Genomic DNA, 26,692 nt, shown 5'->3' on the forward strand with positions numbered 1-26,692 from the left:
TCTGTCTGTGTATTTTTTAAGGAGCTATATTGTATGGAGATTCTTGAGATCATCAAGGCAAGGGACCCGCAGGAACGGGAATTTCATCAGGCAGTGAGCGAGGTGGTGGAATCCATCAAGCCCGTGCTTGACCGTAATCCTGAATACCGCAGCGCAAACATTGTGGAGCGCATTGTGGAGCCCGAGCGGGTCATCATGTTCCGCGTGCCGTGGGTGGACGATCAGGGCAAGGTGCACGTGAACCGTGGCTACCGTGTGGAAATGAACAGCGCCATCGGCCCTTACAAGGGCGGGCTGCGCTTCCACCCCTCGGTGAACCTCGGGATTCTGAAGTTCCTTGCGTTCGAGCAGGTTTTCAAGAACGCGCTTACCACCCTGCCCATGGGCGGCGGCAAGGGCGGCTCGGACTTTGATCCCAAGGGTAAGACCCCCATGGAAATTCAGCGGTTCTGCCAGAGCTTCATGATAGAACTCTCCCGCCACATCGGGCCGAATACCGACGTTCCTGCCGGTGACATAGGCGTCGGCGCGCGCGAGATCGGCTACATGTTCGGCATGTACAAGAAGCTGCGCAACGAATTTACTGGTGTGCTTACCGGCAAGCGCCTCAACTGGGGCGGCAGCCTCATCCGGCCGGAAGCCACGGGCTACGGTGCGGTCTATTTTTCGGCTGAAATGCTCAACGTGACGGGCAAAACGCTGGAAGGAACCACCAGCCTTGTTTCCGGCTCCGGCAACGTGGCCCAGTTCACCATGGAAAAGCTCATTGAGCTTGGCAGCAAGCCTATGACCTTCTCCGATTCCTCCGGCTACATCTACGACGAAAGAGGCGTGGACCGCGATAAGCTCGAATTCATCATGCAACTGAAGAATGTGCGCTTCGGCCGCGTAAAGGAATACGCAGAGAAGTATCCCGAAGCCGTATACACCCCTGTGGACCCTGCACGCGATTACAACCCCCTGTGGGATCACAAGGCGGACTGCGCCTTCCCCTGCGCGACCCAGAATGAGATAAACGGCAAGGATGCCGCAAACCTCGTGAAAAACGGCGTGCATGTGGTTTCCGAAGGGGCGAACATGCCCACCACCCCTGATGGCGTGGATATCTTCCTCGATTCCCACCTGCTCTACGGCCCCGGCAAGGCGGCCAACGCAGGCGGCGTATCGGTTTCCGGTCTGGAAATGACCCAGAACTCCATGCGTATGGCCTGGACCCGCGAAGAAGTGGACCAGCGCCTGCAGATCATCATGCGCACCATCCACAAGATGTGCCTTGATACTGCAGAGCAGTACGGCACCCCGCTCAACTACGTGAACGGCGCGAACATTGCCGGATTCGTGAAGGTGGCGGACTCCATGCTCGATCAGGGCATCGTCTAGCTCGTCGGTCAGCAGTCTTTATGGCTCTGCCGGTACTCTGGACGGAAACGCCCCTGTGCACCGGTTCTGAGACGAAATGCGATGCAAATTGAGAGGTACAAACCAAAGGCCCTGCCCCATATGGCGGGGCCTTTGTCATGCTGCATGGCAGCTGTTGTCCTCAGTAACGGGAAGACGGAAACGGCCTCGATAGCAGCTACCGGTAACTTCCGGTGACTTCCGGTGACCTCGGGCAATCTCCCGCACCCTTTCGAAGCTTTCCGCAACCTCCCGCAATTTCTCGTTGATGGAGGCGGAGGCGCATGCCTTGGGGCATGAACCGCATTATATTGAAATGCCTTGCAATTATGTGCAGCATTTGCCTTTGGTTATGATGTATTCGTCATGATGCGCCATATCCCGCCGTGCTGCACGACGGGCAGCCCCCTGCCGGTAAAAAGAAAAACATACACGATTTGATTTTTTCCTGTTGACATCGGAAGGGCTCTTCGCTAGTTACCTCTTCCACAGCGTGGGGCTGTAGCTCAGTTGGGAGAGCGCTTGAATGGCATTCAAGAGGTCATCGGTTCAATCCCGTTCAGCTCCACCAAATTTTTCAAGGGTTTATGTCGAAAAGACATAGACCCTTTTTTCGTGCTGCTGAATGTCCACTGAATGTCAGCGATTGTTGACGAGTCGTGTTTTCGCGGTAGGCATTTGGGATATATAGGGACTGACGATACACCACCGCTGAAGGTTGAACATTCAGTGGCTGAAACGTGCCTTGACCCGAAAGCCAATTTTGAAGGACTGCCTCAGCTCAGACGGCTTCAGGCTTGCCTCAAGTCTGCCCATTGGTGGCCCACCCCCCCCTCTTGCGCGTAAAGGCGTTGTTGTGCTCAGATTTGACCGGATAGGCTTTTGTTGCTTCTGAGGGTGATCGGGGTATCGCCATCGCCTATTGAGTTGAAGCAATTGTCTGTTGTATGAGTTCGTTGTGGCGATCAGTGCGTTCAAGGGGTTTTGATGCGGGAGCTTTGTAATGGCTTGCAGAGGTTGCCTAATAAATGACTACCACATAGTGGGCTATTATTGACGGAAATGAGGGGCGATATGTCAGAAGAGAAGGTGGTTACGGCTCATAGGCGCATCCTTACTCACAAGATGGAGTCTGATTCAAAGGATGTTTTTAAGTCGATTCTCCCTGAGGGGTGGGTGGTTCGGAATTATGATTATCCTGACTATGGAATTGACCAAGCCGTAGAGGTTTTTGATGCGGTAGCAGAAGGCGTTTGGGTAACCGCTGGTGAACATTTGTTCATACAGGTTAAGTCTGTAGAAAAGTGTGATTTCAGTAGAGTAACGTTTGAAGGACTGGGTCGGAAAGGTATAGATGTCATAAAGTTTAAGATAGATACAAAAACTTTGTTGACTGCTGCAAAAATGAGTTCAGCACAGCCTTTGATGCTTATTCTTGTTTGTTTTGAAGATATGTCAGTTTATTATATTTGTCTAAATGATTATATTGTAGCTTGTGCGCCTGACTTGCGTGAAACACAAAGTAGTAAGACGATATATATTCCAATAGAAAATAGACTTACTGCTGATGAGTCGGAGATAAGGCTTAGGTTTTACTCAGCGAGGGTAAAGTTGTACGCATTATTCTCTGCCATTGAGTTTCAGTATGCAGAAATATTATACATGACAGATGGTTGTATACAAGATGAGTTTTCAGATTCGGAGAATGAAAAAATAAAAAGATTTATTGTTGAGTTGCTAAATAATGATATTTGGAATTTTGAGCATAGATGGGGTGGTATATCTGTACTGCACAGGCAAATACTGTGTGCAGATAAATACATGAAAACTGGAGTTATGGATGAAGGTACTCATTCGTTTAATTTTGTTCTTGAAGAGATGGGTGAGAAGGCTGCTGTGAAATTGATATGGGAACAGATGTCTGTCTTGCACAAAATTTACCATCAGGTCATACTGTTGCGTGAATTGCCTTCAGAAATGGAGGCTATCTATGCTTAAATTAGACGAAATATCGGCAACGTATCGCGGGTTGGGGACTTTTCTTCGCTAATTATTGATGTATGAGCTCTTTTAGCTAATTGGAAAAAGACCGGATAAGATTGGTGGTTACCCCAGAGGCTCTAGCTCGGCTTCCCACCCCTCTCCATCTTCCATCTCCACCATCTCTTCCGCCACCCCTGGATCACGGCGTATGACCAGCGTATCCTTCCAACGGATCATCACCGGACGCTGATCACTCACCTTCACGATACTCGCCTCCTTCCGCAGCACGTTCTTCAGCTTGTCCGAGTCGGCAAGCCAGAGGGTGTCTGCGTCTATCGCCTCCACCACTGTCCAGTGCGCCCAGCCCTCGGCTTCTACCGCCGTTATGATGGCTACGGGTGCCGGGTCGGACAGAATCTCTTCAAATGTGCCCCACAGTTGCCCTAGGTTGCTCGGTTTCGCGCCAACGAATGGTCTGGCATGGACTACACCGAAAGCGGGGCGGAAAATGGCCCTGCTGAGATACATCAAGTCTCGGACGCCAAGGCCCAGCATGTTTATGGCTGCCACGTCGCGTCTATCTTCCAGTGCGAGCAGGCAGGACACGAATAGGCTGTGGCAAACCCCGACCGAGAGCCGGGGTTCCACTATACGAACTGCGTTGAAGAGGCTGTAGATGCCGCAGAAGCCATCCAAGGCCCCTTGCTGGAGTGGTTTTACCCTGCGTTTCTTAGGGATTGCCACTGTCGCCCTCCCCTGTCTTGCAGATGAAGACATGAAACACGCTGCCATCGTCGAAGCGGAAGATGAGGCTTGCCGTGTTTCTGAAGACCTCAGTCTCATTCGGGCGCTCCACGATGACGGGGAAGGTGTTTTCCAGCATGGCGCATCGTTCTTCGGCATCGTATTCCGGCGAGAATAGATCAATGAGGAGTTGGGCTACTGCGCGTTCGTGCATGGCTACCCCTCCAGCATGATGTCTACGAGGACAAATGGGCGTGGATACCAGTGCAGATCGTTATCCACTTCGATACCGGCTATGGAAATGTCTTTGAGTTCCGAGAACGAGAAATAGCCCCACTCTGCGTTCTGGTAGTCACAGTTGAGGATGGCGAACCCGAAAAAAGTATCTTCTCCATCAAATTCTGCCACGTACCAGTCGCTGCACCCGATGAAAAAGTGCAGGTAAATGGATTTCGCTTCCGGGGAGCGGTCCTCAGTCTCGTACAGGCGGGGGATACGGTCTAATTGTTCCTTGGTCGGCTCGTTCCACATATTGGTGTCTCCTATGCGTTGGCTCTGAAAAGCGAAAAGCCCAACGGCACAGGCCGATGGGCAAGCAATGGGTAACGCGGAATTCCGCATATCCATTTTAGCATAGGAGGTAGGCAGATCAACGGTAAAAGTGGTCGTTTTCGTCGTGATTTCAGTGGGTTTTGTGATGGGAAAGCAGGTGTTGGGATAGGAGGGTGGCCTATGGTGCGATTTGCCGCATGAAAGTGCTTGGCCCATGGCGGCGGCAATCGTGGTGGCGGGCTCTCGACCTTAAGTGAACATCCTATACATGATTGGTCATAATACTGCCGTATGCCAATGCTTTTGGCTGCATAGACAATGTACTGCATATCCTGAGAGGTCTGGCAGGACGTCAGGTACGTTTTCTCCGTTTAGCCTAGCGATTCACGCTGTCAGTGGCGAAAGGTCGACGTGGGGTGTGATAGTAAGCTGAGATTATGATAGATCGTCCTTGTGCTTTTCTATGAAAATTTTCCAGTCCTTAATGCTGTGAAGATATTTTTGAAAAGTCTTTTTAATCGCATGGTTATCCCATGCCGTCCTCATCTGTTTCGCTGACTGAATTTTGTGCTTTTTGAGCAAGGCAATGGCTTGTTTCTTCTTTTCTTCTGGAAGTTCTAGCTCAATGAGTCGCCCACGGAGCTCAGCTAGCTCTTTCTTAATTTTCCCAAGCTGATTTGGCAATCTGCATTCAGTCACCCCCTCCAATTCGGGCATATGATCCCCCAGAACTGTCGCCCCATATGCAATGATGGCCTCTGACACAAACGAGGCCACATTCTTTGCATTCCCCGCCTGAACCCCCTTGTAAGCCTCAAGCACAGCAATGGCATCAGCCGTAATGCTCCACGACCTTGCCTTGGGGGCCTTCTCAGACTTTTCCACGCCCTTAGTTCTACCCTTAGTGTTTTTCTTAGAATTTGGCATGCTACCCTCCCATAATTTGCCATTCATACACCGTGAATTGGCTTTGTAAAAACTTATTTTAATCTAAGCTATAATGACTATATAAACTTAGGATAATTCTTAGTCAATAATTAGGATAAAATTGGTCTTTCCATATGATTCACATGGAGGGGTATGGTTAGTAAATTTTATTAGTAGATACCTATAACAACCTTTAACTTAGTAATTCAATTAACTAAATCATGATATCTTTCAGCTAAAAAACGGCATAAATCAACCCTAAAAGCGCCATTTTGCCATTTCCCAAAAAGTCACTCACCTCGTCATCCAGAACTTCAGATCGAAAATCGTTTGAGAACACTAGGCAAAGGTTTCCCTCTTTTCTCCTCAGAAAAGTTGGGCCTAGTTTTCTTTTTTTTTCGCTCGGAGGTTTCGATGAGCACGCTTAGTTTTGGTCCGTATTTTGACTTAGAAACAGCAGCGAATTTTTGCGGTTTCAAATCCGGTGACGCATTTCGCCGGGCAATGAAAAGGAATGGAATCGACCTTCCGACCTATGGATTTACCAACCGCAAATACTATGCGCGGCACGACCTTGAGCAGTTGATGCAGCGTAATAACACCCCTGCCGCAGACTATCACCTGATTGCTCATCCCAAACCCCGCAAGGTTGTGGTCTAGGTGGCTGCTATGTCCAAAGAAACAACCATGACGCTTTGGGGTAGTGGCGTCTCCTTTGGCGAGGGGCATGGACGCATACACGAACAGCTGGGAACGGAGAGGAAGCGGGACACAAGCGTTAGGGGGGCTTGCAAGCGTTGTCGCAACTCCTGCCGTACATTTTGGTGTCTTTGCGCGAAGCTTGTGGGCTCGGTTAACGCCTCAATAGCACTTATCTACGACAGCGCAGTGCGCCCCGAAATGCATTGCGAGGGGTATGTCTTCCCTCAGGCGAGCTGGAAGATATTCGGGGATGAGAGAAAGGAATTTCTTGCAGAGTTACGAGAACGCTTCCCTAAGGCCAGAGGAGTATGGAGAGCTGAGCTAGGCAGAAGCCGCACGCTACACATGCACATTGCTTTGAACCTTCCTAAGGGGAAGGAAGCGGTCTTTGAAGAGTTTGCTCGCGCCACATGGGGCAAGATCACAGGATGCTATGGAAAAAGGATATATAAAATGAAGAGATACTCACATAGCCGTGCCCTATCGTACTTGTATTCACAGGGAAAAGTAAAATTCAACTATCCCCTTCATGCTGCGCCGGAAAGAAACAGCAGGCATACATGGGGGGCGTTTAACGGCCCTTTAGTCTACGAGCCCATTAAGCTGTTCCTTCCGGCCCGTGTGAGCAGAGAGGTTCGTATCATGCTGAAAAATAACTACAAAAATGAAGCCGCAGGGCGCAGCTTGAGAGATAGTGAGCGCAAGCACTTACGTGCCCTTACTGAGAATGGCGGAGTTCGGCACGGCTTGCAAAAGGATGATCTGAAATTGATCAACCGGGTCCTTGAAAAGCATGGCTTGGACCCTGTCAAATTGAAAAAGAAAAGATATAGATAGAACAAGAGGTTATCATGCCCATATATCGTTATAAGAACGGAACTTGGTATGTGAAGTATTATGTCAGGGGCGAGGGATACAAGACGAAATGCTTCGGAAAGGGCGAGGAAGGAAGCCCTGCACACAAAGAAGCAGTGGTTTTTGATGATCAGATGCGGGAACTTAGCAAGCAAGGCCTCCTGACCAAGGCTAATTGCAACGCGCCTGCAACCTTCTACCTTGCTGACATTGCACAGGATTATTACGACGAGTTGAAGGCATACGGAAGGTTCCGCGAGTATCACCGCTATTTCGTCAACATCCTGAATGATGTGATCTTGCCTACCCTTGGGAGCATTCCGCCAGACCTTGCTACACACAGAGAAGTGCGACAAGTCGTCCAGTCCCTACGGGATCGCGGCAACAGCGCGGCAACCGTAAACCGCTACCGCACCTACTTGGATCAAATCTATCGTCATGGCCTCAAGAAAGAGCTGATAACCAAGAATCCGGTTAGGTTCTGGGATAAGCTGCCTGAAAGCAAGCGTGACATCCAGTTCTCAGTGGAAGATGCCCGAAAAGTGTACAATGTCAGCCCCGACCATGTCCGTTGGGCGATGATAGTAGGGATGCAGTTGGTTGCCCGTATTGGCCCCTCAGAGCTCTTTGCCGTGAGGTGGAGCGATGTGCATTGGGAGCGGCATGAAATTCGGTACTATATGCCGAAGGTGTCTGCTTACAAGACCGTCCCATGTTCCGATGAGTTTATGCAGATGCTGCGGCAGCGGCATTCGGTGGCACAGACGGAATACCTCATCGAGTATCGGGGCAAACCCATCAAGTCGTTCAAAACCGCTTGGGCTACTTCTGTCGTCAAGGCGGGGTTGGGTTACAGTCCTCGGCCCTATGATCTGCGGCATATAACAATCTCCGGGCTGTTAATGGATGGGAAAGTCCCTGTAGCGGCAGCGGCTCGACTGGCAGGGCATCGGAACACAACCACGACACTTGATACCTACTGCCATGCCGACACGGCCCATGTGCGACAAGCGGTTCAACGCCTTCCTAGGTTGATAGTATGAAAGTAGCCCCCTGCTGAATATCTCGGCAGGGGGCTTTTTTGCATCTAAAAAGCTGGTTTTTCAATGGCCTGTGCTCGGGTTGCGTATGTGTCTGTAATCACTTGATCTTGGGCTGTCCCATGCTACCATTGGGCAAAAGGACAAGTGATTATGAGTATTCATCAAACAAGCAAATCCCGAAAATGGTATGTGAAGTGGCTTGACCCGAAGACCGGACAGCAGCGTTCCAAGTGGTTCGGCAAGGGCGAGGACGGCAGCGCGGCTCAGAAGGCCGCTATCGAGTTCGACAACGAGCTGAAAGCCTTGCGTCAGTTGGGCAAGCAACTCCCAACCTCTGGCAACCCCAAGGGCATTTCCATGCGGGAGTTGGCGGAAGCTTATGTCGGGCATCACCGGACTTCGGGCAAGAATACCAAGTGGCTTCGGGACTGGATCAGCGTGTTGGACAACCACATTATTCCGCTACTCAACGACACCCCGGTGAACAAGCTGGAGTACAGCGACATGGTGCGGATTATGGATCACTACGGCAAGCGCAGGGTGTCATCGGTCACTATCAACCGCTACCTGTCCTACCTGAAGGCCATGTTCCGGTTCGGCATCAAACTCCAGATCATCGAGAACAACCCCTTGGAGCACTGGCAGAAGCGCAAGGAGCTGCCAAAGAAGTCGCTGCTGACGCTGGTGGACTTGCGGAAGATCCAGCAGCACTCCCCCGACCATCTGTCATGGGCCATTGAGGTGGCGTTCAACCTCGTGGTGCGTGTCGGGCGGTCGGAGCTTACCGCCATTACGTGGGACCGAGTGGATTGGTCGAAAAAGGGTGTGTGGGTGTTCATGCCGAAGACCAACCGGGAGAAGTTCGTGCCCTGCACGGATGCCTTCATGGTGAAGCTGGCGGAGCGAGAAAGCAAAGCCCGTTCCCGGCATATTGTGGAGTACCGTGGCAAGCCTATCGGCTGTATTCGGGTTGGGTGGAATCTCGCTGTGAAAAGGGCGAACATTCCATACCACACCACACCGTATGACATCCGGCATCTGGCCATCACGGAATTATTGACGCGCGGCGTTGATCCCGGAGCCGTGGCAGACATCGCTGGTCACGCCAACCCGTTTTTCACGATCACCCGCTACCATCATGTGCGTGAGGGGGCGAAGCGGCAGGCCATTGACCAGTTGCCTAGCCTGTAGGGGGATTGAGTGAAACGCGTGACAATTCTTCGGGCAACCCGGCATAGAACCAAAGGGCCGGACAACTACGTGGTGCTCGCGGTGGCCGAAGTAGACGGAGAAGAGGTGGAACTGGTCTTCTTCCCAAAGGAGGCAAGGAGGCAAGGAGGCTTCCGCCCTTTGAGAGCCTCTGTGGTCGAGCCTGTGACCTGTTTCTGCGGGAATGTGCCCCTGTGGCTGGCGGAAGAGGCAAACGGGCTCCTAGGGTGTTTTTCGGCAGAATTGATGAAACGTAAGTTAAAATAGGTTGATGAGACACAAGAGCCCCTCCGCGGTATGACCGGGAGGGGCTTTTCTCGTCTGTGATGAAGGTCTAGCGGTAAATGTGATCAAGGATCATTTTCAAATTCATAGTGCCAGCAGGAAGCTTCCATGCAGGGCTTTCCCAGTGGCTCAACTGGAATGTCTTTCCATCGGCATTGATTACCCATTGAAACTTAACCGGACTACCTGCCTGCCAAACGTACCAGCCTCCAATCGCATCCTGTAGCGCGGCACGCTCCGGATTGTCATAGCCTTGATCGGAGTACGTCTTAATGAACTGATCAAACTTTTCATTGCCTACAATTGATCTGCCTACATTGACGTAGTTGACTTGGGCAGCCAGGGCGTTGCCTTGCTGGATGAGTGCATCATATTCACCCATATAGAGCGCGACCCAGTTGTCATGTAGCGTTTTTGATATCTTGCCGGAAAACTCGACGACCCGTTGCCCCTTAGCCGTCTCGAAGGCTTCCCACTTCGGGCTGTCAAAAGAAGCTTCAAAGGCCTTGCCGATGGTGGTAGATTCGTAGCCGTTCATGGTGCCGTCCTGCACAAGCGAAATATTGCCGTCCGTACATCCCGCCAGAACGAACATTGCTAAGAGAAGTGCGAGGAGCGTTTTCTTTCTCATCATTGTTTCCATTACCCCTTCATGAATTGTATCAGCGACATTGCGCCGGAGAATAGCGAGGCGCCGATGACGGCGAACAGAATGGCTTTGGGCCAACTGAATGCCTGTTCGCCAATTGGCAGATCGGCGTTGGCCTTGAAACCGGCATAAAGCGGAACCCCGATAAAGACTACGGGGATGCATGCCGCCACTGCCAGAGCGAGGGCCTTGGGAATCCGTCCGTATCCGGCGTAGTATGCGTAGCTGAAAATGAAGGCCAGCCAGTTGAACCCTTTCTTCTTGTTTTCCGTACTCATGATTTCCTCCGTTGATTAATAAATTGTGATTACGACGATATCCTATTTTGGGATAATTTCAATCGCAACATAGGCTGACCTGTACGGCATGTGGAGGTCGATCAATGAAATCAATATATTCGCGAGAGTATGAAGCGGTCATTTCCGCCTTGGTCGATGCGCGGAAAGCTGCGGAAGTGACGCAGGTGCAACTCGCCGAGAAACTCGGCAAGCCTCAGTCCTACGTTTCGAAGATCGAAAACCGGGAGCGCCGATTGGACATCGTGGAGTTCTTCCACATCTGTCGGGTTATCGGCGCGGATGGGATTGAGGTGTTGCGGGTGGCTGGTTTATGTCTATAGCATAGGCAGCTAGTTGTGATTTCTGGATTGAGAGATTTGTCTCATTTCGCCCCTTTGGCTTCGTAAGCTCCACCTTCAGAATCCGAATGATAAGGCTTTTCGGAAATCGAGATTCCCGGGGAGCCTTTATTTTCCTGCATATTATGCATGGATTTCGCTCCCCTCTTGGTGGTACAGGGCAGGCATGCTTAACGCAGATCAGCACATATTCGCCATTGGTGACATTCATGGCAACCGGGAGGCCCTGGAGCGTCTGCTGGGGCGTTTGCCTGTGCGGCCGCAGGCTGATCTGCTTGTGTTCATGGGCGACTACATCAACAGGGGACCGGATACGTGCGGGGTGCTTGATGTTCTTGTGAAGGTACGCGAGCAGTATGCCCACACCGTCTTTCTGAAGGGGAACCACGAGCACCTGCTGCTGGAATACGCCGCGTATGCAGATGTGGAGATGCTGCGTACCCTGCGGGGGATGGGGATTGAAGCCACCCTTGCCAGTTACGGGGCTTCTGTGCGGGATTTGCAGGGGCTTGCGTTCATGCCGCAGGCGCACAGGGATTTTCTGCATTCCCTGTCGCTGTCACATTCCTGCCCGCCATATCTTTTTGTGCATGCAGATACTGAAGAGGCCGAGCTGGCGGCACTGCTTGCCGAATCCGGGCAGCCGGACCCGCATGAGGCGGTATTGGTGGACAAGGTGCTTTCCAGCCGCAGGCTTGTGAAGGAACATGAAGTCGCCGGTTCCGCAGATGCCGCCCCGCTTGTGGTGTTTGCCCATGCTCCCTTCGAGATGCCGCTGGTTTTGCCGGACCGCATCTGCATCGACACCGGTTCCGTGCACGGCAACATGCTGACTGCACTGGAACTGCCTGCCATGCGTTTTTACCACGCCTGAGTTTACCCTTTGGCCTGCGTGCCACCAGCCGTTAGGCCACACCGTTCTCTGTGCCACTGTCCGCACCGTTGGCAGCACTGTTGTCGGCATCGTTGCCAGCAGTTTTGCCAACAGTGTCATCGGGTTCGCTGTCTGTATCATTCTCAAGAGCCAGCCGGGAATCGTAATGCCCTTGCAGAAAATGTTCTGCAAGCAGCAGGGGCGTATCGTCATTCTTCATGGTGCCGTCGAGGAAGCGGCTGTAGCCGAGCAGCCTGCCGAGCATGATCATCCGTTCCCGCACCACGTCGCGTGATGCGCCGGTAAGGGATGCCGTGATGAGGTCGCCCACAACGGTGGTGACGAAGCCGTTTCCTTCCAGAACGTGGCGGAGGAACATGGCCCGCCTGTGCCCGCGCTCCGGCCCTGCTCCGCCCCCCTTGAAGCGGAAGCGGATGTAGTTGGCCTGCGCATCACCGCCGCACACGGCATCCAGCATGGCAAAATGGAACTCCACGCGGGCGTTCAGGTTCAGGTAATCGCGCGCCGCCAGTGCGTAATTGAACGAACCTGCGGGGCGGGCACTGCGTGCATCCAGCATGGTGCGTGACATGATGCCGGAAATGGCTTCGGGGTCGGGGTCGGCATGCCAGCTCAGGCCGGGAGTAAGCAGCCCTTCGCACAGGGCCGCCAAAGGTGCGGAAAGCACATCGTCTCTTTGCAGGGGATTGCGGATGGCGCGGCGCAGGAGCGATGCGCCCCCTGCCTGTTTTTGCCGTCGCGTGGCACCGCCAAGATCAATGACGAGGAAGTGGAAGGGAATGCCGAGGTCCAGCGGCCTGAGCAGCCCGCCTGCCTCTTCCATGACGGTATCACCTGCATCGAACATGGCCAGCACGGCCATTTCGTGGGTGTAGCGTACAAGGTCGTGCATGGAGCGGCATTCCTGCCATGAAAAGGTGCCCCCGTATGCTTCCGTCAGGTTCAGGGGAACAAGCATTTCCCACAGGGCATGGCGTTCTCCGGGCATATCGGTCGAGCCGCTGCGGGTGGGTGTACCCGCCGACTCCGGGGGACCTGCTTCCGGTGTGTCTGGTTGGGGAGTGGTTTGGCCGGAACGGGAAAATTCCATCCACAGATGTTCCGGCGCGGCATGAACAAGTCCGTTGTCGGCATCCAGTACAATCCACTGGTCCGGCTGTAATACTGTGCAGCCGTTGCGCACGGCCGTGACGAGAGGAATGCCATATTCACGGGCAATGCAGGAAAGATGGTCTGTGGGGTTGCCGGAATCAATGATGACACCGGCATAGCGTTGCAGGTGCCTTGCTGCATCCACCAGAGCCTGCGGCAGCACCAGAATGCGGGGGTAGCCGTTCGTTTCTGCCTCCAGCATCTGCAATTCTGCGGCATTGCGTGCAATGCGGACTCTGCCCGCCGTCTTGCCTGCCGATGCACAGATGCCGGTAGCCAGAGGCGGGCCGACAACAGGAGCGGGAAGTAATATGCCAGACCGTGAGGTAAGGCGCAGCGGCCGTGCCTGCAGGATATGCACTTCGCCGTCGTGCGAGACAGCCCATTCCACATCCTGCGCCGTCCCTTCAATGTTCTCGATCATCTCGCCGAACATGACCAGCCGCTGCAAGGTGGCAGGGGTCAGCAGCGGAGCATCGGCCTCTTCCGGCGGAACGGATTCCACGGCCACGCCGCCGTCCGGCAGTGAGACCTCGCGTATGGTCTTGTGTGCAATTTCGGCCTTGTCCATGAGCAGGGCGGTCTGCCGTTCTTCGCCGCTGAGCAGGGAGATAGCCGCAGGCTCTTCGCTGTCCGAGCGCCACGGATGGTACAGGTCTACGGGAGCACTGCCGCCCACAGCCAACGTACCCAGCCCCGGCGCCGCACTGATGAGCAGCCTGCCGGTTTCCGGTTGTGCAGGATTGCGGGTCATCAGCACGCCTGCACATCTGGCCGCCACCATGCGCTGGCAGAGCACTGCCAGATCGAAATCGGCCGGAGAGAGTCCGGCGTTCAGGCGGTAGGCAATGGCCCGTGCGCTGAACCCGCTGGCAATGACTTCCTTGTAGGCATCGCACAGGGCATCGGCAGAGGTGACGTTGAGCACGGATGTGAACTGTCCGGCAAAGGAATGGTCGGGCCTGTCCTCTGCAACGCCGCTGCTGCGCACTGAAACGGCAAAGCCCGCATGGGGGGCGGCAGCGTGCGAGAGTTGCGCAAGCTCGTCAAAGGCCGTGTGCATGGCCTGCTTCAGCGCGTGCGGCAGGGGGGATTTTTTGACAACATCCCCGATCAGACTTGCGGCGGAAGGAACGTCCAGTTCGCCGCGTTCCACCTCTCGCAGCAGTGTGCGAATGTTCGCCGCCATATCGCCGGATGCCAGAAAATCGCGGCAGCACCGTGTTGTGCAGACAAATCCGTCCGGAACAGGAAGGCGCATACGGTGCAGCTGGGCAAGGTTGGCGGCCTTGGTACCGGCAAGGGGATGCAGCGAGGGATCAAGCGCATCAAAGGTGATGCAGTATTGAGGTACGGCTTTGCGGGTGATGAGGGCCTGCATGCGTTCGCGTACGGTCGTGCCCATTTTGCCGTGCAGGGTGTACAGGCCGGTGTGGGCTTCGCCGGAAAGCAGGTTCAGGCCGTCCACAAGTTCGCCGGTGACGGAGATGAGGCGGTCTGTCGTGTGTTGCAGGGTTTCCTGCTCGCCGTGGTGCAGGGCATTGTCGGCAGCTACGATCAGCTCAAGCGCCTGCCCGTTGTTTTCCAGAAAGATGCGGAAGGCGTGGTAACGCGCTTTCAGGGCGGTGAGAGCGCGTTCCTCGTGCCGGTGCTTGCGCGCGGCAAAGAATGCCTGAACGGCCTTGAAGGGAGAGATCATGCCGTACCGCCCTTTGTCGGTTTCATGTCCGGTTTTGGTCCGGATTCACTCGGCGTAGCATCCGGAAGCGTGCTGCCGGATGTTTCCGCAGGGCGGCTGCCTGCGGAATCGGCCTTGCCGTTAGTGAAGCGCCCGAAGTGGTGCAGAAATCTGGCCGCAAAGTCGTCATACAGGGCGTGCATGTCCGCGTCGCTGTACAGGGCCGTGTCACGCTGGCGGGAATACGCGGTCAGCGCCCCCAGCACCAGCAGTGCGCCGCGCATGGTGGCCGGCTCTTCCTGCTTGAGGCTTGCAACGACAAGGTCGCCGTTGAGCACCACCTTGAAGCCCATGTCTTCCAGCACATTGCGCAGGAACTTTGCCCGCCGGTTGCGGCGCTCAGGGTCGGCAAGGCCGCCCGCAAAACGGAAGTAGACATGGTTGCGGTTCCGGTCCGGTCCCAGATAGGCGTCCACAACGCTGAAATGGTAGCCGAGCCGCAGGCTCAGGTTTACATAGTCGCGTGATACGATGGCAAGATTTTCACCAAGGGTGTTGGCGTTGGCACTGAGCAGCGACATGCTGAGCGGCATGCTGTTGATTACATCGCGCAGTCCCAGCGAAACGGGGCCGATATCCCATGCTTCGTCGCGCAAGAGGCCTTCCAAAAAGGCCGTAAAGGGATCGGAAATCACATCGTCGCGCGTGGGGTGATCTGCCACATCCTCGACAAGCCCGCCGGAAATGTCCAGCACGCGCAGGTCCATGGGGCGGCCCAGATGCATGCGGCGGGTGCGTATGGCCCCGAGCCCGGGTCTGCGTTCCTGAAAATGCGCCAGTTCATCCACGGCCTTTTCATGGCAGTAGTGGATGAGGTCATGGAAGGTGCGGCAGCCTGCGGGAGAAAATTCCGGCGCTTCAGGATTGACCAGATGCAGGGGCGCGATGAAGCGCAGCAGCCTGCGCAGGGTGTGATATTCCGGTGCTGTGGGATACAGGTCCGCTCCGGCGGTGGAAAACTGGAGCAGCGCCGGAAGAACGCCCCTGTAGATGGTGGTTTCTCCGGCATCCATGGTCACTTCCACCCCTTCGGGCAGGCGGGTGAACACATTATCCACGCCGAAGATGGCGGGCAGCCTGAGCTCACGCGCCACAGTAGCGAGGTGTCCGGCAATGGTGCCGTTTTCACAGACAATGGCCGATGCCCGCTGCAATATGGGCGTAAGGCGCGGTGAAGCCGTCTGCGTTACCGCTATGCTGCCTGCGGGAAAATCCTGCGGCCGCATGGTATCCGCCACATGCACCACCTTGCCCGCCACCACGCCGGATTGCACCATATGCCCTTTGCGGCTGAGCACCTCGGCGGTTTCCAGCTCTGCGGCAAGGGCGTCAGATAATCCGTCTGGTAATCCGCCTGGCAACTCGTTTGTCAACCCGTCCGCATATTCGTCGGCATAGCCCGAACGCAGGCTCATATCAGATCTGCCCATTCTCTGCTCTCTGGACAGGACGGGGGCCACGCGGACTATGCGGCAGTCTCCGGTGGCATCCAGTTCCCAGTGCAGCGTCACGGGCAGGCCGAGCATGCGCTCCATGGTCATGGCGGTTTCCGCCAGTCCCCGCATGGTGTGCTGGCGCAGCAGCGATGATCCTCGCCCGTTGCCGTTTTCCATGACCGATGTGGCCCGTTTGCCGTCCGGAAAGCGGAAACCCACGGGCCGTGTGCCTATCTTGGACTCCATCAGCGAATAGGGATAGGTGCGTTGCAGCAGGTAGCGGTCCTTAGTGATAGCAGGTGGGACCCCTGCCATATCCTGTGCCGTGGTCTGTGGCCCGTTTGGTTCGGGAGCGGTCAGCACTGCCTCTATGCCCAGTGCTTCCAGACAATAGGCGGGCATGGCCGGTGCGCGCAGGCTGTGCAGCGAATGGCAGGCCACGCGGCTTGTGACCGAGCCGTGCACCACGGCGGGCTTGAGGCTGGTAAGCAGTGTGGTGATTCTGGAAGCGGCGGGCGCTGCTTCCTGCCGTCCGGTCAGGTGCCGGTGGCAGTGCTGCAGAATGTGCTCCACCAGCCCCGCACAGGCTTCGGGTGTCTGCGTTGCCGCACGCAATTGCGGTACAGGGGGCAGGTTGGGGATATCCGCTGCCAGTATTTGAGCCGGTTCCTGCGTGACCTTCAGGCCGCCGTTTTCATCCGGTTCCTGCGTGACCTTCAGGCCGCCGTTTTCATCCGGTTCCATGCGGACGACAGCGAGTACGCCGCCTGCGGCATGCCTCTCGGATATTCCATCGGGCCGGTTGTCACGGGTATTGGCGGCAAGGGCATCGGTAAGCAGTCCTGCCAGTGAAACGACAACACGCAGCCCGGGATGCGGTTCATCGCGCAGCAGATCCGCAATGCCTGCGGTCAGGGCCTTGCGGGTCTCCGCGCTGCGGGAAGCTTCGGATGTGTCGTCCGTCGCCATCCGCAGGGGAGAGGCGGGAGCGTTGACGGAGCGCAGCCCCGCAAGTCCGTTGAACGATGCTGAGGGCATATCCGGAATGCCCGATGCGAAAGCCTGCCCCGCGCGGGGGGCGACGTTTTGCCTGCTCTGTGCCTGCGTGCCCAGCAGCAGGTCTGTTCCTTCCGTTGTCAGCACGTAGCCACGTGCCACGGAAAGGCCTGCATTGCCGGAATGGTTGAGCAGTTCCGCCATGCAGACGGCCTCCATGCCTGCAAGGGGCTCAAGCTCCCAGCCCACTTCGGCCAGCGGCAGAACCGGCACACCGGCAAGGGCGCGCATGTCGCCCGCCAGAATGTCGTCGAGAATGATGCGGATGTCCTGATACCGGTCATAGAGCGGCACATGGGCGTTGCCCGTGAGCGCATTGAGGCTGTAAACAACGTGATGCACGTGTGAGGCGATGCGCCTGACGGATTGTTCAAGGTAGGTGCGGTCGAAGATGTATTCGCCGCCGAGCGCGCGGTCCATGTCGGCCACGGATTCGAGGATGGCGTTATTCAGCTCAAGAATGCGGCGGAAATTGTTGAACATAGACTGCAGCCGCCAGAAGGCGATATCCGGCCCTGCCGTATCCCGTTTGCGCCGCCTGCGCTCGATGATGCGCTGCCACCACATGGTCCGCTCCTGCCGCCGGGGTCTGCCCTGCGCCCTTTGCAAGCTGGCCGTTGAATGTTGCCGGTCGATCACTGCCTGCCGGTCTTTGCCCGCCTGTCTCTGTCTGTCTCTGCCCGTCGGTATCTGGCGTCTGTCTATGCCAGTCTGTCTATGCCTGTCGGCTTATCTCAGCGTAAGCCTGTCTGCTGTTCCCGGGCTACAGCGCGTTGCCCCGTTGTTCCTGCTCGATCTTGCGCACGCAGTCCAGAATATCGCCCAGTTTGAACGGCTTGGCCACGAAGTCGAATGCCCCCTTGCGGTAGGATTCCTTGGCTGTTTCCAGCGTGGCGAAACCGGTGATGATGATCACCCGCGTTTCCGGTGCAACGGATTTGGCTGTGGAAAGTACCTGCATGCCGTCTGCGCCTTCCATCTTCAGGTCGGTGATGATGATGTCGAAGGTGGCTTCCTTCAGGCGGGCAATGGCCGAGGTGCTGTCCGTAAAGGTTTCCACCTCGTAACCCAGCTTCTGAAAGGCGGGTTTGAGGCGCTTGCAGACAATGGGCTCGTCATCAAGGATGAGGATGCGGAAGCGTCTGCCGTTGCCGGTATTTTCTGTGGTCATGTCAGGCTCCTAGAAAGTGCTTCATGGCGGTGATGAACGCCTGTGCATGGGTTCGTATGTCTTCGTCGGTGTGCATGCGGGCATCAAGCTGCCGCGTGTAGCCCACTAGGCCGCCGAGCATGCGCATGCGTACGGCCATGCGGTCGCGCGAAAGCTTCTTCAATCTGCCTACCACAAGGTCTCCGTGTACCTCTACACGAAAATCAAAGTGTTCCAGCACCGTAGCGATGAATCGTGCCCTGCGCGAGCGGCGGATGAACTCGGTTACCCCGCCCAGAAAGCGGAAATAGATGTAGTTGTCGTTGATGACGTCAGAGATGTAGGCGTCGATGATGTTGAAGTGGTAGCCGAGCCGCATGTTTATGTTCATGTAGTTCTTCAGCACCACCACGAGGTTGCGTCCCACCTCTTCCGGGCTGGCAAGGGAAGAGGAAAAGGTGCGCGTGAAGCTGGACATGAAGCTGCCAAGGTCTACGGAGACAGGGTCCGTGCACCACACTTCGGAGCACTCCGTTCCCTTGAGAAATTCCTGCAGGGGGATGGATTCTATCTGCGAGGTGGAGGCTGTGCGTGATTCCGGTGCGCATGAGGTACCGTCGCCCGCGTCTATGAGCATGAGGCCGAGGGGAAAGTCCGTGACCAGCCGCTTGGGGGCGGAAAGGTACTGCGCTCCCTGGCGTTCGCTGATCAGGATAAGATGTTCCACCGCCTTTTCATGAATGTAGCGGGTAATGTCGTGATAGGTGCGGCATGAAGAAGGCTTGAAGTTGTCCGCGTGCGGGTCCAGCAGATTGAGCGGGCTGGTGTGCTTTATCACCCTGCGCAGCAGGCGGTATTCGTAGGAATCTTCAAATACTTCTTCTTCAGTCAGGGTAAAACGGTCCAGAGCGCATATGCTGCCCCGGTAGACCACGTTTTCCGTAGCATCCAGCGTGATTTCATCCCCTGTCTGCAGCAGGGTTGTCGCCACTTCCGTATTTACCACGGTGGGCACGCGGAATTCACGGGCAATGGTGGACATGTGGCCCGTGGGGGAGCCTACGTCCGTGATGATGCCCTGCGCCTTGTGCATGACGCGGGAATAGCGCGGCGATGTGTAGCGGGAAACGAGCACGGCCCCGTGCGGAAAGGTATCAAGGTCCGTACTGTGATCCACCACGAAAACCTTGCCCACGGCAACGCCGCGCTGGGCAACGAGCCCCTTGCCCGAGAACACCACCTCTGCGTTGCGGGTGACATCTTCAAGCTGCGGTTCGGTGCTGAGCGGTGCCGCCCAGAAACGCAGGGGGCGCGATTGCAGAATCTGCAGGGTTCCCTTGCCGTCGTAGGCCCATTCGATGTCCTGAGGACGTTTGTAGTAGCGCTCGATGCTCATGGCGGCCTGCGCTAGATGCTCCAGCTGTTCAACGGTCAGGCTGGGCACGTCGTGCAGGCCTTCGGGCGTGTCGCACCATTCCGTGCCGCCGCCTTTGGCAAGGCGAAGCTGCCTGCGTTTGTCACCTACGGAAAGGGAGCGCAGCGTGTAAGGGGCGGCTCTGTCCAGCACTATGGTATCCGTTGGGGCGTTGCCGTCCACAACCGGGGAGCACAGTCCCCAGACGGCATTGGCCACCATCACGCCTTCGGCAATGTGCGGGGCATAGGTATGCAGCACGCCGCCCACGGCGCTTTCCACCATCATCTGGCAGCCCACGGCCATGGCCACCTCGTGCTCCCTGTATCCCTTGAAGAGCCGGTAGCGCCATGCCTTGCAGGAATAGGTGCTGGCAACCACCTTGCGGTAGGCGTCCATTACTTCGTCGCGCGGCACATTGAGGCAGGTTTCATATTGTCCGGCAAAGCTGGCGTCGCCGTCTTCGCCCCATGCGCTGCTGCGCAGGGCCACGCGGATGTTGCGGGTGCCGTGTGCCTTTGCCAGTGCGTCCAGCGCGGCAAGTACCTGTGTGGTGAGATTGCGGGGCAGGGGCGCGTTCATTATGCGTTCCTGCATGGTGGCAGCAAGGGATTCAAGGGCTGCATCGTCCTGCCCGTCCCATGCGTTTATGCCTTCGCGCGCCATGGCGAGCAGCCCGTTCTGCTGCATGAAGTCGAAAAATGCCCGGGAGGTTATGACAAACCCGTCCGGAGTGGAAAGGCCGAGCCGGTTGCGGATGTCGCCCATGTTGGACATCTTGCCGCCCGCAAGCTCGCTGAGGTCGTGCCCCACATCCTTGAGGGGAATGACGTAGCTGCCGCCCGTGGTTACGTGCGTGCCGGTCAGCTCTTCCTGAATGGCCTGACGGATGCGCTCAAAGGCCAGAAACAGTTCCACATTCTTGCGTTGCGTGAGAATGCTGAGGTCGGAAATGAGCTTGAAGACCATGTCGGCCTGCTGCTCTGCGGCATCCAGAATGTACTGACGGTCAAAGACATACTCGCCCCCCAGCTTGTCGCCCATATCGGCCATGAGTTCGAGAATGCGGTTGTTCCGCTCCAGAATGCTCTGGAATTTCTTGAACAGCACACCGAAGGGCAGCACCCGTTGCCTGGGTCGCCAGAAGGCGAGTATGTCTCTGAGTTTGCGCAACATTGGTTTCACCTGGGGCTTACCAAAGGTTCTCTCTGGGAGTTTCCCCGGGAGTATCCCTGTTAGTGGGCACCCTTGCTCTGGAAGACCATGCCGATGGCAAGGCCGCTGAAGATGGCAACAAGGGTGGCCATGATGCCGTACATCAGCCCGTTGTCAAAGGCCAGGTTGTTCAGCCAGAGGGGAAAGCCGGTCAGCTTTGCTTCCACCGGAACGGATGCCTTGTTCACGACAGTGCCGTCGTGCAGGGCAATGGCCTCGACAACATACTTACCCGTGGCGAGAGCGGAAGGTACGTGCAGGGTGGCAGTGAATTGCTGCACGCCGCCTGCTGCGGGAGCAAGCTGCACCCCGCCTTCGGATTCATGGTACAGGCCATCGCGTTGCTTGAGCAGAACCAGTTCATGCGCAATATCAAGATCGGGAGACTTGGCTGCCTCTTCTATCTCTATGGCATCACGCAGTCCTTCCAGACGGAAGGGCGTTGCGGCTGCCCCAATCTGATCGAAGGGACGGCTCGAATCCACAAGGCAGACTCTGGGCACGTTCTTTACGGAAACCTTACCCACGTTCATCCAGAGCAGGCCGAAAAGCTTGCCCTTTTCACGCAGATGCATGTCGGCGGGAGCCCCGGTAAAACGAAGCACCACGTCGCTGCCTTCCGGCACGGTGCCGGTGACGGTAAGGTTCTGCCCGTTGTACTGGGCGCCCATGACAACAGCCTGCGGAGTAACCTCAATGGTGGAATCTCCGGCAGCATGTGCAGGGCGCAGGGTAACCGTGAGAAGCAGCAGCATAAAGGCGGCTGCGGCAAGGCGGAAAGTGGTGGTCTTCATATTAATGACCTCCCATGTATGCCAGCAGCACATCGGGACGTGCCAGCAGATCGTAGAGCATCTTCACCATCACGGCCAGAACCAGTGTGGCGAGACATATCTTGAGCTGCTCGCCGCCGAGCTTCTTGCCGATTTTGGTACCCACCTGCGCGCCGATGGAGGAACCCAGCAGAAGCAGCAGCGCGAGGATGAAGTCCACGGTGTGGTTCTGTACAGACTGCATGATGGTGACGTTTATGCAGGTGAAAAGAATCTGGAACAGACTGGTGCCCACAACCACGTGCATGGGCATGCGCAGCAGATACACCATGACAGGCACCATGATGAACCCGCCGCCCACACCCATGATGGCAGCGAGAACACCTACAAGGGTGCCGAGAAGAAGCGGCATGAGCATGGAAAGGCGCACGCCGGAACGGGGAAAGTCCATCTGGAAGGGCAGCTTGCCTATTGCCCTTGCATAGCGGGATTCCTGCTTGGGCGCTGCGTCCGCCTTGGGAGCGGATGACTTTCGCAGAGCCTGCAGGCTTTCAAGAAACATGTAGCCGCCCACGAACCCGAGCATGAGTACGTAGGTGATGCTGATGAGGAAGTCGGCATTGCCGAGCGCGCGCAGCACCTTGATGATCTGCACGCCGAGGCTGCCGCCTGCAACGCCGCCCACAAGCAGCAGCAGGCCCATTTTGAAGTCCACGTTGCCCAGCTTGAAGTGGGCAAAGGTGCCGGATGTGGAGGCCCCCACGATCTGGTTGGAGTCAGATGCCGCGGCCACCGTGGGCGGAATGCCCAGCATGATGAGCAGCGGGGTCATCAGGAATCCCCCGCCGACACCGAAGATGCCGGAAAGCAGGCCCACTATGCCGCCGAGTCCCAGAATGGCGAGACAGTTCACACTGTTGCCCGCGATGGGAAGATACAGATTCAAATCAAGGCTCATATAACCCTCTCTTGCGGTTCGCTATATGCCTTTTTTGGGGGCCACGACTTCCACCCTGCACGACACCCTGTGGCGTATGGTGCGCAAGGTGGCATATTCTTTTTCCGTGGTTCGTGCGTCCCCTTCAGGTAATTCATGCACCAGTAGAGTAATCTTGTTATTGTTGATGAACGCTATCACTTCCTCGTCGTAGCTACCCTCCGCCAGAAAATAGTTGATGCGTATGCCTTCTGACTTTGCCGCTTCGATGTGCAGTCCCAGACGTTTGCGCACGTCTTCTTCCATCTGCTGCTCAGCGTGCGAAAGCACATGGCGTGCGGAAGGGACAATGAGCAGGACGTTCAGTTTCACATCCATGCGTTGAGCCAGTGCGCATGCTCTGGAAAGGGCCCCCCAGGACCCGTGCTTTCCGTCAATTGCGACAAGTATGCTTTCCATGAAATTCCTCTGCGAAATGCCTTTAGCAATGAGGGTGCCGGAATGCGCTGGAATATTTTATGCATATAATTAAGCTGGATAGAGAATGTTGTGGGCGGTTTTGAATACATTTTATTTCATTTTGAAACAAAAGCGGATAATCTGTGCAGAACGTGTTTCAAAGTGAACCATAGCCTTCGAGCCGAATCAGGGAGGTGTCATGGAGCCGAAACAAGAGGCGGCCCTTGCAGGGCCGGGACGCTGGCTTGCGCAGCATGTGCGGATGAGTTCCATCAAAGGGAGGATCTTCGTTCTCTTCATGGTGACCTTCCTGTCCATCGGTGCGCTTTCCGGGCTGCATCTCTGGAATCTGAGCACGGTCAAGGAACGCATGCTCATCAGTGAGCGGTATGACGATCTCTTGAACAACATTCTGGAAGTGCGGCGGGTGGAGAAGAACTTCTTCATCTACGGAGACAAGGAAAGCCTGAAGGAAGCCCGCGTCTACATGGACAAGGTGCACGAGCTTGTCAGCGAGGTGGGCGACGATCTGCCGCGCGTGGTCGGGCAGGACGTGTATCAGCGGTTTATGGCAACGGTTGCGGCGTATGATGCGCAGGTGCAGCGCTCCCTTGCCGGCGAGGCCATCACTGCCAAAGAGCTGCGTGATCCCGGCAAGCAGCTCACGGACGCCGCCGAGCAGTTCAGGCGCATCAAGCGCGAGCGCATCCACAAGGCCATTTCGCGCTCATCCATCCTTCCCTTCGCCTTCATGGGCGTTTTTCTGCTGCTCATGGTGCTGGTCATAAAGCTTATCGCGCTGGGCCTTCTGCGGCCGCTGGATGTGGTGAAGAACACCACCCAGCAGGTGGCGCGGGGGGATTTCAGCCCCATTCACCATGACGGGACGGGGCTGGAGGAGATCAATGCGCTCGTGGACGCCTTCAACCGGATGGCACAGGAGCTGGAAAGCAATCAGGAAGACCTGCTGCAGGCGCGCAAGATTGCGGCCATAGGCACCCTGACGGCTGGCGTGGCGCACGAGCTGAACAATCCCATCAACAATATTTCGCTGACGGCGGAAAGCTTCGGCGAGGTTTACGGTGAAAACGTGGACGACGACGGGCGCGAGATGCTGCGCGATATTCTTTCGCAGGCAGAGCGCGCGGCGGATATCGTGAAGAACCTGCTCGACTTTTCCCGCACCGAGCGGCCGGTGTTTGATACGCTTGACCCTGCACGGATAATGAACAGCTCCATTGCGCTGGTGAAGAACCAGTTCCGCATTGCGGGTGTGTATCTTGAAACATCCATAGCGCAGGATCTGCCGCCGGTGGCCGGAAACCTGCGCAACCTGCAGCAGGTGTTTACCAATCTGCTGCTCAACGCGGTGCAGGCAAGCCCGCAGGATTCCACCGTGCGCGTCACCGTGGACACCACGGAAGATGACCGTTTTGTGCGCTTCTGCGTGGGCGATTCCGGCAGCGGCGTGCCACATGAGATTCGGGAGCATATCTTCGAGCCCTTCTTCTCCACCAAAGAGGTGGGCAAGGGTACCGGACTGGGGCTGGCTGTGAGCTATTCCATTATCAAACGCCATAACGGGCGTATCGATGTGGGCGGCGAAGAAGGGGAAGGTGCCGAGTTCACGGTGCTCATCCCCTCTGTTTCGGAACAGGATACGGCCTGCGCATTGCGGGCAGGGAGCGAGAGCTGATGTTGCGACTGGCCATTGTGGATGATGAGGAAATTGTATGCAAACGGCTGAGCCAGACCCTTGCCCGCGAAGGGTTTGAGGTGGAAGCCTTCATGATGGCGCGTTCCTTTTTGGAACGTATGGTCCAGCAGCCGTTCGACATCGTGTTTCTGGACATGCGTCTGCCTGATCTGGATGGGCTTGAGGTGCTCTCGCGCATCAAGTCGTTGCGGCAGGAGACGGAAGTCATCATCGTCACCGGCCATGGCACGGTGGAAACGGCCATAGATGCCATACGCAACGGGGCCTACCACTACATCACCAAGCCGGTGAACCTGAACGAGATCCGCCTGCTGGCAAAGCAGGTGCAGGACCGCATATCCATGCGGCTGGAAAACATCCGTCTGCGTGAGGCGCTCAAAGGCGATTCCGGCCTTACCTCCATCATCGGCAACAGTCCGGCCATCCAGAACCTGTTCAGCATGGTCCGCAAGGTGGCGCCGGTGGACTGCAACGTGCTTGTTCAGGGTGGCAGCGGCACGGGCAAGGCACTGGTGGCCCGCGCCATTCACCAGCTCAGTCCTAAGCACGATTATCCCTTTGTGGCCTTCAACTGCGGCGGGTTCACGGACGAGCTTATCAGCAGTGAACTTTTCGGGCATGAGCGCGGGGCATTTACCGGAGCAACCGCGACCAAGGTGGGGCTGCTGGAGGCTGCGGCGGGCGGCACAGTGTTTCTGGATGAAATAGGCGAAATGCCGCTGCCCATGCAGGTGAAACTGCTGCATGTCATACAGGAGCGCCAGATACGGCGCGTGGGCGGCACCACGCCCATTGACCTGAACATCCGCGTTATCGCCGCCACCAACAAGGATCTCAAGCATGAGGTGGAGCACGGCAACTTCCGAGAAGACCTCTATTTCCGCCTGAACGTGGTTTCCATATCGCTGCCACATCTTGCGGAAAGGCGTGAGGATATTCCTCTGCTCATCCGGCACTTCATGGAAAAATACAGCCTTGCCTTTCACAAGCAGGTTACGGGCATTCACCCGCAGGCCATGCAGATTCTTGCCAACTACAGCTACCCCGGCAATGTGCGCGAGCTTGAGAACATCATAGAACGCGCCGTGGCCCTGACAGAGGGCGAGGAAATTCATGCCCGCGACCTGCCCGGCGACCTGCAGCAGCTGGAATTCGACACGATGGAAGGCGACGGCCTGCCCACCCTTGAAGAGATGGAGCGCCGCTACATCATCAAGGTGCTGGAAAAGACCGGCTACAACAAGGGTATGACAGCTCAGATTCTCGATATTCCCAGAACCACGCTCTGGCGTAAGCTCAAGCAGTACGGGGTGGAGTAGGTAGGGGGAGGATCTCTGTGCCGTGCCCCCATGCAGTACGGTATAGAAATTGTGAAGCGGCCAGCACTTGTCGGCCGTTGTGGCTCCAGGATGTAACAGCGGGTAGTATGTAAATAGGGCGGGTTATCCTCATGAGCGTAGGAAATGAGCCAGAATCGAACTGAATATCCCTGGTCGGCAAATGTCGGCAATTGTCCGACGCAGTTATTCATTATATCGCATATCCAAAAGAAATACCAAGACAATCTGTTCCGTAGGGTTGCATGGCATTCAAGAGGTCATCGGTTCAATCCCGTTCAGCTCCACCACGCGAACACAAGCGGCTATGTCGAAAGACATGGCCGCTTTTTTCGTTGTTGCTGAATGTTCACTGAATGTCAGTGTCTCTGACGTGTTGAACTATCGAGGTAGGTGGTTGGGATATTTGGGGGCTGACGGTACACCATC

General features: G+C 56.1%; 23 protein-coding genes and 1 tRNA gene. 11 read left to right on the top strand and 13 right to left on the bottom strand.

Annotated elements, in window-relative coordinates:
- Positions 1-33: 33 nt before the first annotated feature.
- The 3 genes from gdhA (at position 34) to HUV30_RS16000 (ending at position 3,396) form a co-directional block, all read left to right on the top strand.
- On the top strand, positions 34-1,380 hold the full coding sequence (gdhA, locus tag HUV30_RS15990) for an NADP-specific glutamate dehydrogenase (RefSeq protein WP_174406501.1): 1,347 nt from the start codon (positions 34-36) through the stop codon (positions 1,378-1,380).
- Positions 1,381-1,893: 513 nt separating this feature from the next.
- A tRNA-Ala gene (locus HUV30_RS15995) sits at positions 1,894-1,969 on the top strand.
- Positions 1,970-2,472: 503 nt separating this feature from the next.
- Positions 2,473-3,396: a DUF4365 domain-containing protein gene (locus HUV30_RS16000; protein WP_174406502.1), complete on the top strand. Its 924-nt coding sequence runs from the start codon at positions 2,473-2,475 to the stop codon at positions 3,394-3,396.
- A gap of 108 nt (positions 3,397-3,504) precedes the next feature.
- On the opposite strand, the gene HUV30_RS16005 is transcribed toward HUV30_RS16000, so the two are convergent.
- The 4 genes from HUV30_RS16005 to HUV30_RS16020 all read right to left on the bottom strand — a co-directional run bounded on the left by HUV30_RS16005 (position 3,505) and on the right by HUV30_RS16020 (position 5,604).
- Positions 3,505-3,987 (bottom strand): hypothetical protein, encoded by a 483-nt coding sequence (locus tag HUV30_RS16005; protein WP_174406503.1) that lies wholly within the window; start codon positions 3,985-3,987, stop codon positions 3,505-3,507.
- Positions 3,988-4,111: 124 nt separating this feature from the next.
- Positions 4,112-4,339, bottom strand: a complete 228-nt coding sequence (locus tag HUV30_RS16010; protein ID WP_174406504.1) for a hypothetical protein — start codon at positions 4,337-4,339, stop codon at positions 4,112-4,114.
- A gap of 2 nt (positions 4,340-4,341) precedes the next feature.
- Positions 4,342-4,656, bottom strand: a complete 315-nt coding sequence (locus tag HUV30_RS16015; RefSeq protein WP_174406505.1) for a DUF2958 domain-containing protein — start codon at positions 4,654-4,656, stop codon at positions 4,342-4,344.
- A 456-nt stretch (positions 4,657-5,112) separates the two neighbouring features.
- On the bottom strand, positions 5,113-5,604 hold the full coding sequence (locus HUV30_RS16020) for a hypothetical protein (protein ID WP_174406506.1): 492 nt from the start codon (positions 5,602-5,604) through the stop codon (positions 5,113-5,115).
- A 414-nt stretch (positions 5,605-6,018) separates the two neighbouring features.
- On the opposite strand from HUV30_RS16020, the gene HUV30_RS16025 reads away from it, so the two are divergent.
- The 4 genes from HUV30_RS16025 (at position 6,019) to HUV30_RS16040 (ending at position 9,395) form a co-directional block, all read left to right on the top strand.
- The gene (locus HUV30_RS16025; RefSeq protein ID WP_174406507.1) at positions 6,019-6,264 is read left to right on the top strand and encodes a hypothetical protein; all 246 of its coding nucleotides are present in this window, start codon (positions 6,019-6,021) and stop codon (positions 6,262-6,264) included.
- Positions 6,265-6,273: 9 nt separating this feature from the next.
- Positions 6,274-7,143 carry a hypothetical protein gene (locus tag HUV30_RS16030; protein WP_174406508.1) on the top strand — a complete coding sequence of 290 codons (870 nt, stop codon included), beginning with the start codon at positions 6,274-6,276 and terminating at the stop codon, positions 7,141-7,143.
- Positions 7,144-7,157: 14 nt separating this feature from the next.
- Positions 7,158-8,204 carry a tyrosine-type recombinase/integrase gene (locus HUV30_RS16035; protein ID WP_174406509.1) on the top strand — a complete coding sequence of 349 codons (1,047 nt, stop codon included), beginning with the start codon at positions 7,158-7,160 and terminating at the stop codon, positions 8,202-8,204.
- Between the two features lie 150 nt (positions 8,205-8,354).
- Positions 8,355-9,395 carry a tyrosine-type recombinase/integrase gene (locus HUV30_RS16040; protein ID WP_174406510.1) on the top strand — a complete coding sequence of 347 codons (1,041 nt, stop codon included), beginning with the start codon at positions 8,355-8,357 and terminating at the stop codon, positions 9,393-9,395.
- A gap of 352 nt (positions 9,396-9,747) precedes the next feature.
- Here HUV30_RS16040 and HUV30_RS16045 read toward each other — a convergent pair whose 3' ends face one another.
- Both HUV30_RS16045 and HUV30_RS16050 read right to left on the bottom strand, forming a co-directional pair.
- Positions 9,748-10,341, bottom strand: a complete 594-nt coding sequence (locus HUV30_RS16045) for a hypothetical protein (protein WP_174406511.1) — start codon at positions 10,339-10,341, stop codon at positions 9,748-9,750.
- Positions 10,341-10,625: a hypothetical protein gene (locus tag HUV30_RS16050; protein WP_174406512.1), complete on the bottom strand. Its 285-nt coding sequence runs from the start codon at positions 10,623-10,625 to the stop codon at positions 10,341-10,343. Before HUV30_RS16050 ends, HUV30_RS16045 begins: the two co-directional genes overlap by 1 nt.
- 104 nt (positions 10,626-10,729) lie before the next feature.
- On the opposite strand from HUV30_RS16050, the gene HUV30_RS16055 reads away from it, so the two are divergent.
- Positions 10,730-10,966 carry a helix-turn-helix domain-containing protein gene (locus tag HUV30_RS16055; protein WP_174406513.1) on the top strand — a complete coding sequence of 79 codons (237 nt, stop codon included), beginning with the start codon at positions 10,730-10,732 and terminating at the stop codon, positions 10,964-10,966.
- Between the two features lie 184 nt (positions 10,967-11,150).
- Entirely contained in the window at positions 11,151-11,858 is a 708-nt protein-coding gene (locus HUV30_RS16060; RefSeq protein ID WP_174406514.1) for a metallophosphoesterase, read from the top strand.
- Positions 11,859-11,889: 31 nt separating this feature from the next.
- Here the strand turns inward: HUV30_RS16060 and HUV30_RS16065 are convergent, their stop codons facing one another.
- The 7 genes from HUV30_RS16065 to HUV30_RS16095 all read right to left on the bottom strand — a co-directional run bounded on the left by HUV30_RS16065 (position 11,890) and on the right by HUV30_RS16095 (position 23,209).
- Positions 11,890-14,730: a PEP/pyruvate-binding domain-containing protein gene (locus HUV30_RS16065; protein WP_174406515.1), complete on the bottom strand. Its 2,841-nt coding sequence runs from the start codon at positions 14,728-14,730 to the stop codon at positions 11,890-11,892.
- On the bottom strand, positions 14,727-17,828 hold the full coding sequence (locus tag HUV30_RS16070) for a PEP-utilizing enzyme (RefSeq protein WP_174406516.1): 3,102 nt from the start codon (positions 17,826-17,828) through the stop codon (positions 14,727-14,729). The genes HUV30_RS16065 and HUV30_RS16070 overlap by 4 nt, the downstream gene beginning before the upstream one ends.
- A gap of 196 nt (positions 17,829-18,024) precedes the next feature.
- Positions 18,025-18,432 carry a response regulator gene (locus HUV30_RS16075; protein ID WP_174406517.1) on the bottom strand — a complete coding sequence of 136 codons (408 nt, stop codon included), beginning with the start codon at positions 18,430-18,432 and terminating at the stop codon, positions 18,025-18,027.
- A 1-nt stretch (position 18,433) separates the two neighbouring features.
- On the bottom strand, positions 18,434-21,001 hold the full coding sequence (locus HUV30_RS16080) for a PEP/pyruvate-binding domain-containing protein (protein ID WP_174406518.1): 2,568 nt from the start codon (positions 20,999-21,001) through the stop codon (positions 18,434-18,436).
- A gap of 59 nt (positions 21,002-21,060) precedes the next feature.
- Complete coding sequence (locus HUV30_RS16085) at positions 21,061-21,834, bottom strand: TIGR02186 family protein (RefSeq protein ID WP_174406519.1); 774 nt, start codon at positions 21,832-21,834, stop codon at positions 21,061-21,063.
- 1 nt (position 21,835) lies between these two features.
- On the bottom strand, positions 21,836-22,771 hold the full coding sequence (locus tag HUV30_RS16090; RefSeq protein WP_174406520.1) for a sulfite exporter TauE/SafE family protein: 936 nt from the start codon (positions 22,769-22,771) through the stop codon (positions 21,836-21,838).
- Between the two features lie 21 nt (positions 22,772-22,792).
- On the bottom strand, positions 22,793-23,209 hold the full coding sequence (locus HUV30_RS16095) for a universal stress protein (RefSeq protein WP_174406521.1): 417 nt from the start codon (positions 23,207-23,209) through the stop codon (positions 22,793-22,795).
- A 199-nt stretch (positions 23,210-23,408) separates the two neighbouring features.
- Between HUV30_RS16095 and HUV30_RS16100 the strand changes: the two genes are divergently transcribed.
- Positions 23,409-24,905, top strand: coding sequence for a sensor histidine kinase (locus HUV30_RS16100; protein ID WP_174406522.1), 1,497 nt, complete (start codon positions 23,409-23,411; stop codon positions 24,903-24,905).
- Positions 24,905-26,245, top strand: coding sequence for a sigma-54-dependent transcriptional regulator (locus HUV30_RS16105; RefSeq protein ID WP_174406523.1), 1,341 nt, complete (start codon positions 24,905-24,907; stop codon positions 26,243-26,245). Before HUV30_RS16100 ends, HUV30_RS16105 begins: the two co-directional genes overlap by 1 nt.
- Positions 26,246-26,692 lie beyond the last annotated feature (447 nt).

The organism is Desulfovibrio subterraneus (assembly GCF_013340285.1).
In the GTDB taxonomy this organism is placed as follows: Bacteria; Desulfobacterota; Desulfovibrionia; order Desulfovibrionales; family Desulfovibrionaceae; genus Halodesulfovibrio; species Halodesulfovibrio subterraneus.

Coding starts and splice junctions, on each gene's coding strand:
- HUV30_RS16025 (WP_174406507.1), top strand. CDS start 6,019: ATGAGCACGCTTAGTTTTGGTCCGTATTTTGACTTAGAAACAGCAGCG.
- HUV30_RS16070 (WP_174406516.1), bottom strand. CDS start 17,828: ATGTGGTGGCAGCGCATCATCGAGCGCAGGCGGCGCAAACGGGATACG.
- HUV30_RS16075 (WP_174406517.1), bottom strand. CDS start 18,432: ATGACCACAGAAAATACCGGCAACGGCAGACGCTTCCGCATCCTCATC.
- HUV30_RS16040 (WP_174406510.1), top strand. CDS start 8,355: ATGAGTATTCATCAAACAAGCAAATCCCGAAAATGGTATGTGAAGTGG.
- HUV30_RS16055 (WP_174406513.1), top strand. CDS start 10,730: ATGAAATCAATATATTCGCGAGAGTATGAAGCGGTCATTTCCGCCTTG.
- HUV30_RS16045 (WP_174406511.1), bottom strand. CDS start 10,341: ATGGAAACAATGATGAGAAAGAAAACGCTCCTCGCACTTCTCTTAGCA.
- HUV30_RS16100 (WP_174406522.1), top strand. CDS start 23,409: ATGGAGCCGAAACAAGAGGCGGCCCTTGCAGGGCCGGGACGCTGGCTT.
- HUV30_RS16060 (WP_174406514.1), top strand. CDS start 11,151: ATGCTTAACGCAGATCAGCACATATTCGCCATTGGTGACATTCATGGC.
- HUV30_RS16035 (WP_174406509.1), top strand. CDS start 7,158: ATGCCCATATATCGTTATAAGAACGGAACTTGGTATGTGAAGTATTAT.
- HUV30_RS16000 (WP_174406502.1), top strand. CDS start 2,473: ATGTCAGAAGAGAAGGTGGTTACGGCTCATAGGCGCATCCTTACTCAC.
- HUV30_RS16065 (WP_174406515.1), bottom strand. CDS start 14,730: ATGATCTCTCCCTTCAAGGCCGTTCAGGCATTCTTTGCCGCGCGCAAG.
- HUV30_RS16015 (WP_174406505.1), bottom strand. CDS start 4,656: ATGTGGAACGAGCCGACCAAGGAACAATTAGACCGTATCCCCCGCCTG.
- HUV30_RS16010 (WP_174406504.1), bottom strand. CDS start 4,339: ATGCACGAACGCGCAGTAGCCCAACTCCTCATTGATCTATTCTCGCCG.
- HUV30_RS16085 (WP_174406519.1), bottom strand. CDS start 21,834: ATGAAGACCACCACTTTCCGCCTTGCCGCAGCCGCCTTTATGCTGCTG.
- HUV30_RS16050 (WP_174406512.1), bottom strand. CDS start 10,625: ATGAGTACGGAAAACAAGAAGAAAGGGTTCAACTGGCTGGCCTTCATT.
- HUV30_RS16095 (WP_174406521.1), bottom strand. CDS start 23,209: ATGGAAAGCATACTTGTCGCAATTGACGGAAAGCACGGGTCCTGGGGG.
- HUV30_RS16105 (WP_174406523.1), top strand. CDS start 24,905: ATGTTGCGACTGGCCATTGTGGATGATGAGGAAATTGTATGCAAACGG.
- HUV30_RS16080 (WP_174406518.1), bottom strand. CDS start 21,001: ATGTTGCGCAAACTCAGAGACATACTCGCCTTCTGGCGACCCAGGCAA.
- HUV30_RS16090 (WP_174406520.1), bottom strand. CDS start 22,771: ATGAGCCTTGATTTGAATCTGTATCTTCCCATCGCGGGCAACAGTGTG.
- gdhA (WP_174406501.1), top strand. CDS start 34: ATGGAGATTCTTGAGATCATCAAGGCAAGGGACCCGCAGGAACGGGAA.
- HUV30_RS16030 (WP_174406508.1), top strand. CDS start 6,274: ATGTCCAAAGAAACAACCATGACGCTTTGGGGTAGTGGCGTCTCCTTT.
- HUV30_RS16020 (WP_174406506.1), bottom strand. CDS start 5,604: ATGCCAAATTCTAAGAAAAACACTAAGGGTAGAACTAAGGGCGTGGAA.